We start from the raw sequence: 8820 nt of genomic DNA, 5'->3' as shown, positions 1-8820 counted from the left end.
AATATGAGTCATACAAAAGAGAAGTAACATAGATGAGCCTTTTCAGAGAGCTGATGGTGCTGTGAATCAGTAGGGATTATTATGCGAATGGACTTTTGGACGAAGTTTTGAATCCTTAGTAGGAACTTCCGGGAACTCCCGATACAGAGTAAGGTCGTTGTTGGACGACTGAATGAGAAATGCCCTGTTTGGCATACCATTGAGGTGGCACCGTGGAATCCCCGCCCTCAAACCAAAGCTTATTTTTGGTTTGAGGGCTTTTTTTTGCGAGTTCCACTTGGTACTTTCAGTACCTTAGTGGAATCGTATGCGCAGTGAAAATAAGACTCATTTTTCGCGGTTTTCGAAAAATGAATTCCTCAAAACGAACTAGCTGCGAGTTCCACTTATTGCCTCAGTACCTTAGTGGAATCGTATGCGCAGTGAAAATCAGACTCATTTTTCGCGCTTTATGAAAAATGAACTCCCTAAAATGAACTAGCTGCGAGTTCCAATCAGTACTTTCAGTACCTTAGTGGAATCGTATGCGTGGTGAGAATCAAACTCATTTTTCATGATTTTGGAAAAATGATGCCATTAACTCGAGGTAGCTGTCAGTCAAACTTTTCGCAGTTCTATAAAGTAGGAGACTCAATTCTAGGTTTTAAGGATAAATCGTTCAAGCTGTTTAGTTTGATGATATGCGCAGTGAAAACCAAACTCATTTTTCACGGTTTTGGAAAAATGAATCCCTTGAAATGAACTAGCTGTCAGTTCAGTCACAATCTACAAGGTAAGTTTTAAAAAATTAATCAAACCAAATCATAAGCAAGAGAAGTAGCTAGGAAAGAAAAAATCACAGAAAGTTTCGGTTGATGAGAAGAAACATTTTTTCCCTAGTGAATGGACTTGTTGGAGCGTTCTTGAAAAGCAGTAGGGAACGACGGGAGCTCCCGTTACAGAGTGCGGTCGTTGTTGGACGATTAGAGTTGCTGTTTGCGAACAGTAAAAAGAGGTGGTACCGTGCTATTTGCGCCCTCAAACCAGAGTTTCTTTGGTTTGGGGGCTTTTTTTGTCGAATTTTTACTTTAAAAACTATTTTACAAGGAGTCCTATTATGAAAAAAATAAAATTATTAACCGATCAAAAATTAAACCCGTTAACGATTTATTACAGTTTGAAAACGGAGGGAACTTGTTTATTTGAACGAAAGGCTGAAGCACAGAATTATGCGATCATCGCCTTTGATCCGGTTAGGCGCTTAACGTTTCAAAATGGAGAATTTCACAATGGGATTGAGAGCTATCCCTGTGAAGATCCATTAAAAGAACTGGAAAAATATGTATTGAACGAAGAGGCTCCTCAACCAGATTTGCCCTTTCAAGGCGGAGCGCTGGGATATGTCGGCTATGACGTGGCGGCTTGCTATGAGAATATCGGGGAGCAGCCGAAAGATGAGCTGGATGTTCCTGATCTGCAATTTTATCTTTATGAATCGTATGTGATCTATGACCACCAGCAAGAAACCTGCACCTTAGTCATAGGAAACAGCTACAGTCATGATTCGGAAGCGAGGCTAGACAGGCGGATGAAGGAAGCTGAGCGAAGGCTTCAACAACCAGCAGCACTCCCGACGCTAGAAATGAAGCCCTTGCACTTTACGAGTAATTTCTCTCAGGCGGAGTTTGAAGCAATTGTAAAACAAGCGCAGACAAAAATTATAGAAGGCGATCTGTTTCAAGTCGTTCCTTCACAGCGGTTGACGGCCGAATTTTTGATCGATCCTTTTACTTATTATCGGCAGTTGAGGCAAAGCAATCCTTCCGCTTATTTGTATTATCTGGATTTTCCCGATGTTCAGGTGATCGGCAGTTCACCCGAGAGTTTAGTGACGGTCGAAGGGGAGCTGGTCACAACAAATCCAATCGCTGGAACGAGAAAACGCGGAGCAAGTGAACGAGAAGATGACGCGTTAGCGGAAGAATTACAAAATGATCCGAAAGAAATCGCGGAGCATCGTATGCTGGTGGATCTCGGCAGGAATGATCTTGGAAAAGTCGCCATCCGCGGAACCGTCACCGTGCCGACTTACTTAACGATCGAACGTTACCGATTCGTGATGCATCTGGTTTCGGTCGTGACAGGCAAATTAAAACCAGAGCATACAGCGATGGACGCACTGAAAGCCACTCTGCCGGCAGGAACCGTCAGCGGCGCACCAAAAATTCGAGCGATGACCCGCATCTATCAATGGGAGACGGTCAAGCGTTCGATCTATGCGGGAGCGGTGGGATTTTTAGATCAAAACGATCAAGCGGATTTTGCGATCGCGATTCGTACTATGGTCGTGAAGGATCAGCGGGCACATGTTCAAGCAGGTGCCGGGATCGTTTATGATTCGGAGCCAACTAGTGAGTATTTTGAAACGCTACAAAAAGCCAAGGCGTTGATGGAGGTGGGAAAATGATTTTATTGGTCGATAATTATGATTCGTTTACCTATAATCTGGTGCAGCTATTACCAGAGGAGGTAACGATTTTACGCAACGATGATCCGAAATTATTTGCCGCAGCGGAAGAAGCTTCGGCGATCGTCCTTTCACCGGGACCGGGCAGACCAGCAGAAGCTGGAAAAAGCGAAATGCTGATCCGCCGGTTTTATCGCAGGAAACCGATTTTGGGAATTTGTTTAGGCCATCAGGCGATTGGGGAAGTCTTCGGCGGAAAAATCGTCAGTGCACCAACGATCATGCACGGCAAGCAATCTCGTCTGAAAGGTCGTGAGGAGCGACAGGTTATGCGATACCATTCGCTGATGATTGATCCAAAGGAAGTGCCGCAGGATTTGGAAGTAACCGCTGAAGCTGACGGCTGTATCATGGCGATTCGCCATAGGCGGTATCCGGTGTATGGCTTGCAATTTCATCCAGAATCGATCGGAACAGAGAACGGCGCAAGCTATCTTCAGAAATTTTTACAGAAAGCAGGGATTTAAATGCAGGAATTATTTGAAAAGGTCTATCGCGGAAATGATTTAACGATTAAAGAAATGCAGCAGCTGGGAAAGGCAATCTTTGAGCAGCAACTGAGTGACAGCCAAATCAGCGGCTTATTAGTAGGCTTGAAGGTAAAAGGAGTAGCGGCGACAGAGCTGACGGGTTTAGCACAGGTCATGCAGGGAAAGGGAACTCCGATGCTATCCGCACCAGCAGGGGTGATGGATAATTGCGGCACCGGCGGCGATCATTCCCACAGCTTCAATATCAGCACCACGGCCGCTTTTGTTTTGGCAGGCGGCGGGATTCCTATGGCAAAGCACGGCAATCGCAGCATTTCCAGCAAATCCGGCAGCGCTGATGTACTCGAAGCGCTGGGTGTCTCGTTGACGGTCAGCCCGAGGAAAATCGATTACTTACTGAAGGAAGCGGGGATCGCCTTTTTGTTCGCGCCGACTTTACATCCGGCGATGGGAGCGGTGATGCATATTCGCAAAGAGCTGGCGACACCGACGATTTTTAATTTGTTAGGGCCGATCATCAATCCCTATCCATTGGAGCATCAGCTGATGGGCACATATGCGGGAGATTCTTTGGTTGAAACGGCGAAAACTTTAGGGCAATTAGGCCGTCAAAGAGCCATCGTCGTTCATGGTCATGGCGGCATGGATGAGGCAAACTTAGCTGGCACGACACATTGTGCGCTGTATCAGGATGGCGCTGTGGAGGAATTTAGCTTCGATCCGGAAGAGGCCGGCTTCAAACGAGTGCCTATGTCGGGAATCGTCGGCGGTTCGGTTGAAAAAAATAAAGAGATTCTGCTTTCCGTCTTGCAGGGTGTGCCTTCTGCTTATTATGAAACAGTTTTGCTGAACGCGGGCCTAGGCTTCTTAGCTAGTGGACGGGTAAAAAGTTTAACAGATGGCATCGCCGCCGAGGCGGAGCAATCAATATTATCTGGTGCGGCTTATGATCGGCTCCAGCAATTGCTGGCGAAACAGCAGGAGGTGGCATAAGTGGATTTTTTAACAACGATTTTAAACGAGAAAAAACAGGAAGTCGAAAATCTCACCGCCGTTCAAGCCGTACCGACAAAACAGCGGGCGTCCTTTTATCAAACGGTGAAGGAGCAGCCAGAAAAGATGCACGTCATCGGTGAAATCAAACGCGCCTCTCCTTCAAAAGGAGCGATCAATGAAGGCGTCGATATTTTGAAGCAGGCCCAGTATTATCAGCAGGCGGGTGTCAGTGCCATCTCGGTTTTGACCGACCCGGTTTTCTTCAAGGGCAGGATCAATGATCTGGCGGCGATTGCTCAGGTAGTTGACGTGCCGATCTTATGCAAGGACTTCATCATTGATGAACGGCAATTAGACCGCGCGAAAAAAGCTGGGGCCAGTATCGTGCTATTGATCGTCGCCGCTTTGTCAGCGAAACGATTAGCTGAGCTTTATCAAGGAGCGGAGTCTCGCGGGTTGGAGGTCTTAGTGGAGGTGCATGACGCGGCTGAATTAGAACAGGCGCAAGCGATCGGCGCGAAAATCATCGGGATCAACAATCGGAACTTAAAGACCTTCGAGGTTTCCCTCGAAACAAGCGTGGAGCTGGCTCAGCCTGAAAGTCCAACCGTCTATATTAGCGAGTCGGGCTTTAAAACAGGCGCAGACGTTGAAACAGTCAAACAGAATTATCACGGAGTATTAGTAGGCGAAACCTTGATGCGGGCAAACGATCCGGCGGAGAAAATCAGAGAATTGCAGGTGAGCAGAGCATGACGCAAATCAAGATTTGCGGGTTGAAAAATATTGCGGCGATCGATGCAGCGGTGCAGGCGGGAGCTGATTATCTTGGGTTTGTTTTCGCAGAGAGTCCGCGGAAGGTGCGGCCTGAAGAAGTTCGAAGGCTGACGAAGGATTTACCAGAGACAATCAAGAAAGTCGGGGTGTTCGTTTCGCCGCTGCAGGCCGAAGTGGAGGAGATCGTAGAAATTGCTGGCTTGGACCTGATCCAAATTCACGGAAAGAGTGAACTGATCAAACTTTCCCGCCCGATCATTCGTGCTTTCAGCATCCACGATCAGGCCTCGATCTATTTTTACCAATATCCGCATCTTTTATTGGATGCCCCGCCAGCTAAATTAATGGGGGGAAATGGTCAAACCTTTGATTGGCGTTTAGTCGATCAGCGGCATCTTCCCAAGGATAAGCTCTGGTTGGCAGGCGGACTGACTGCTGAAAACGTCGGTGAAGCGATCAGCTATTTCCAGCCGCAGGTGGTGGATGTTTCCAGCGGAGTAGAAACGGCTGGTGAAAAGGATTTGGCTAAAATCCAGACTTTCTGTCAGGCAGTCAAAGCAGCAGATAAACAAATCTACGATCTATAAAAAAATTAAGGAGTGATTCCATGTACCAAGAACCAAATCAAGCAGGCTTTTACGGAGAATACGGCGGCAAGTTCGTCCCCGAAACATTAATGTACGCGGTCCAAGAATTAGAAGAGACCTATGAGGCTTCCAAACAGGACCCGGAATTTCAGAAAGAGCTGAAATATTATTTGAAGCAATATGTCGGACGGGAAAATCCGCTTTACTTTGCGGAACGTTTAACCAAGGAACTGGGCGGTGCCAAGATTTATTTGAAGCGCGAGGATCTAAACCATACAGGCGCTCACAAGATTAATAATGCTTTGGGCCAAGTTTTGCTGGCGAAGAAGATGGGGAAACGCAAGGTGGTCGCTGAGACCGGAGCGGGTCAGCATGGGGTGGCAACGGCGACCGCTGCCGCACTTTTCGGGATGGAATGTACGATCTTTATGGGAGAGATCGATGTGAAGCGGCAAGCTCTGAACGTTTTTCGGATGGAGCTCTTAGGCGCCAAAGTAGAAAGTGTGACCTCCGGCAGTAAAACCTTGAAGGACGCGGTGAACGAGGCGCTGCGCTATTGGGTGGCAACTGTTGAGGATACTCATTATGTGATGGGGTCTGTCTTAGGTCCGCATCCGTTTCCTGAGATTGTGCGGGATTATCAAAGCGTGATCGGTATCGAGACGCGGAGACAAATTTTAGCAGCGGAGGGTTGTTTGCCTGATTTGGTGATGGCCTGTGTCGGCGGCGGAAGCAACGCGATGGGGATGTTTTATCCCTTCATTGAAGATGAAGCGGTTCGTCTGATGGGGGTGGAGGCTTCGGGGCATGGATTGGATACACAGGAGCATGCGGCTTCGATTAATAAGGGAAGTGTCGGGATTTTGCATGGCGCTAAGATGCACCTATTGCAAGACGATGATGGACAGGTGCTGGAGGCCTTCTCGATCTCAGCCGGACTTGACTATCCCGGTATCGGACCGGAGCATTCTTTCTTACACGATATTGGTCGGGCGGAGTATGCGGCGATCAATGATGAAGAAGCGGTCGAGGCCTTTCATTATCTTTCACGCTTGGAGGGGATCATTCCGGCGTTGGAAAGCTCTCACGCCTTAGCGCAAGTCATGAAGGTGGCACCGACGATGGAAAAAGATCAAATTATCGTTATGAACCTTTCCGGCCGCGGCGATAAGGATGTTCAACAAATCAAAGAACGAATGGAGGCAGCAAAATGAAGCCATTGACAAAAATCTTAAAAAGCAGAGCGGAGACAGAAAAATTATTCGTCCCTTATATCATGGCGGGGGCGCAGGGATTAGATAAATTAGAAGAAGAAATAGCGATGCTGGTGGACCAAGGAGCTGCGGCGATTGAATTAGGGGTGCCTTTTTCTGATCCAGTCGCAGATGGACCAACGATTCAGGCGGCGGGATTACGGGCCTTTGCCCAGCAGGTTACGTTAAAGAAGCTAATCGAAAAATTGCAAGGGTTTCGGTCGGGGGCTCCGCTGATCTTGATGGGCTACAGTAATTCCTTTTTCCATTACGGTATCAAGGAATTAGTGGAGGACTTGCAGGATACCGATGTTCAGGGCTTTATTATTCCCGATTTACCTTATGAGCATCGTGATCTGGTGCTGCCTGATTTAGGCGATTTGGCGTTATTGATCTTAGTCTCGCTGACAAGTCCAAAAGAGCGGATCGAACAATTAGTGGCGGAGGCAGAAGGGTTTATTTACGCGGTAACAGTTAATGGGATCACAGGGACGGGGCAGGATTTCCGCAGCGATTTGCTGGATCATTTGGCGGAAGTTAAGAGTTTTAGTCAGATTCCTGTTTTGGCCGGCTTTGGAATTTCCACCAATGAGCAGGTGAAAAGCTTCCAGCAGGTCTGCGACGGCGTGGTGATCGGCTCCAAAATCGTGCAGTCATTAGCAGAACAAGGCACCGAAAAAACCGGTGAACTGGTAGCGGAGATCATTCAATAGGATTTCATTTGGTGTTTATTTTTATTAGCGTTATACTTGAAGTACCATGAAAAGGAGCGTGTTTCAAGTATGACAAAAAGAGTAAAAGGTTCATGTACCACTGTACTAGTCGGAAAGAAAGCATCAATCGATGGCTCAACTATTATTTCAAGGAACGATGACGGGCACGAAGCTCTAGACCCGCAACGTTTTGTGGTGGTTCAACCAGAAGATCAGCCTAGACATTATCAAGCAGTCATCAGCGGCGTGAAGGTTGAATTACCGGACAATCCACTGCGCTACACTTCTACGCCAAACGCCATCTTAACGAACGGTATTTGGCCTGCGGCTGGGATCAACAGTGAAAATATTGCGATGTCCGCAACCGAAACAATTACGACCAATCCCCGCATCCAAGGACTTGATCCGTATGTAGAAGGCGGCATCGGTGAAGAAGATCTCGTGACGCTAGTATTGCCTTACATCCATAGCGCAAAAGAAGGCGTAGAACGTTTAGGCGCATTACTAAAAGAATATGGAACCTATGAACCAAATGGGATCGCCTTTTCCGATCAAGACGAAGTTTGGTGGCTAGAAACCATCGGCGGCCATCACTGGGCAGCCGTTCGCATTCCAGATGATGCCTATGTGGTTGCGCCAAACCGCATGAACATCGACGACTTTGATTTCGATTCAGCAGATACACTTTGCTCCGACGATCTAAAAGCGTTGATCGAAGACAATCATTTGAATCCTGATTTTGAAGGCTACAATTTGCGTCATATTTTTGGCAGTGCTTCTATTAAAGATACGGTTTACAACAATCCACGTGCTTGGTACGGTCAAAAATATTTCACTCCAGAAGTGGAACAAGACCCAATGGATCAAGATTTGCCATTCATTTGCCGCGCAAACCGCAAGATTTCGATCGAAGATGTGAAATTCGTATTGAGTTCTCACTTTGAAAATACCAAATACGATCCTTACGGTGACGGTACCGAAGCAGAAAAAACGCTGATCCGTCCAATCGGGATCAACCGGAACCACAATGTGCACATTTTACAAATCCGCAACAATGTACCAGCTGAAATCGCCGGTGTTCATTGGTTAGCTTATGGTGCGAATACCTTTAATACGGTCGTGCCATTCTACTCAAATGTCAACGACACGCCAGCTTGCTACAAAGATGCGACCGGTACTTTTGATTTGAACAATATGTACTGGTTAAGCTGTGCCACTGCCTTACTTGGTGATACGGATTACAATTTCTATGTAGATTTCCGCAATACCTTTGAATTGGAAGCAATGTCTGTCTACCGCGGCATTCAAAATGCCACCGATAAAGCCGTTGCCGATCAAGATGACGCACAAAAATTCTTGGAAGCTGCCAATGAAAAATTAGCAGACGAATCCTTGAAACGTCAAACCAAACTATTTGGCGACATGGTCATCTCCGGTTCAGAACATATGAAATTACGATATAATTTGAATGATTAATCGTAATAAATGATTAAAGGC

The 8820-nt window shown here is 46.9% G+C and carries 8 protein-coding genes and 2 other annotated features; all 8 genes read left to right on the top strand.

The window, feature by feature from the left end; all coding sequences use genetic code 11:
- Position 1: 1 nt before the first annotated feature.
- Positions 2 to 232, top strand: a binding site (T-box leader).
- Positions 233 to 795: 563 nt separating this feature from the next.
- Positions 796 to 1022: a binding site (T-box leader), on the top strand.
- Between the two features lie 74 nt (positions 1023 to 1096).
- A complete protein-coding gene (trpE, locus tag A5875_RS18975; RefSeq protein WP_088935139.1) occupies positions 1097 to 2446 on the top strand; it encodes an anthranilate synthase component I in 1350 nt (449 codons plus the stop codon).
- Positions 2443 to 2973 carry an anthranilate synthase component II gene (locus A5875_RS18970; protein ID WP_088935138.1) on the top strand — a complete coding sequence of 177 codons (531 nt, stop codon included), beginning with the start codon at positions 2443 to 2445 and terminating at the stop codon, positions 2971 to 2973. The genes trpE and A5875_RS18970 overlap by 4 nt, the downstream gene beginning before the upstream one ends.
- Positions 2974 to 3990 carry an anthranilate phosphoribosyltransferase gene (gene trpD, locus A5875_RS18965; RefSeq protein WP_088935137.1) on the top strand — a complete coding sequence of 339 codons (1017 nt, stop codon included), beginning with the start codon at positions 2974 to 2976 and terminating at the stop codon, positions 3988 to 3990.
- Positions 3991 to 4749, top strand: coding sequence for an indole-3-glycerol phosphate synthase TrpC (trpC, locus tag A5875_RS18960; RefSeq protein ID WP_088935136.1), 759 nt, complete (start codon positions 3991 to 3993; stop codon positions 4747 to 4749).
- A complete protein-coding gene (locus tag A5875_RS18955) occupies positions 4746 to 5357 on the top strand; it encodes a phosphoribosylanthranilate isomerase (protein ID WP_088935135.1) in 612 nt (203 codons plus the stop codon). The genes trpC and A5875_RS18955 overlap by 4 nt, the downstream gene beginning before the upstream one ends.
- A gap of 20 nt (positions 5358 to 5377) precedes the next feature.
- Positions 5378 to 6571 carry a tryptophan synthase subunit beta gene (gene trpB / locus A5875_RS18950; RefSeq protein ID WP_088935134.1) on the top strand — a complete coding sequence of 398 codons (1194 nt, stop codon included), beginning with the start codon at positions 5378 to 5380 and terminating at the stop codon, positions 6569 to 6571.
- The gene (gene trpA, locus A5875_RS18945) at positions 6568 to 7323 is read left to right on the top strand and encodes a tryptophan synthase subunit alpha (RefSeq protein ID WP_088935133.1); all 756 of its coding nucleotides are present in this window, start codon (positions 6568 to 6570) and stop codon (positions 7321 to 7323) included. The genes trpB and trpA overlap by 4 nt, the downstream gene beginning before the upstream one ends.
- Positions 7324 to 7392: 69 nt before the next feature.
- Positions 7393 to 8799 carry a C69 family dipeptidase gene (locus tag A5875_RS18940; protein ID WP_088935132.1) on the top strand — a complete coding sequence of 469 codons (1407 nt, stop codon included), beginning with the start codon at positions 7393 to 7395 and terminating at the stop codon, positions 8797 to 8799.
- The last annotated feature ends 21 nt before the right edge of the window (positions 8800 to 8820 follow it).

This window comes from Enterococcus sp. 3H8_DIV0648, assembly GCF_002140655.1.
GTDB lineage: Bacteria > Bacillota > Bacilli > Lactobacillales > Enterococcaceae > Enterococcus_A > Enterococcus_A hulanensis.
Note: the sequence above shows the minus strand (reverse complement) of the source record. Positions and strands in the feature narration are given on the sequence as shown.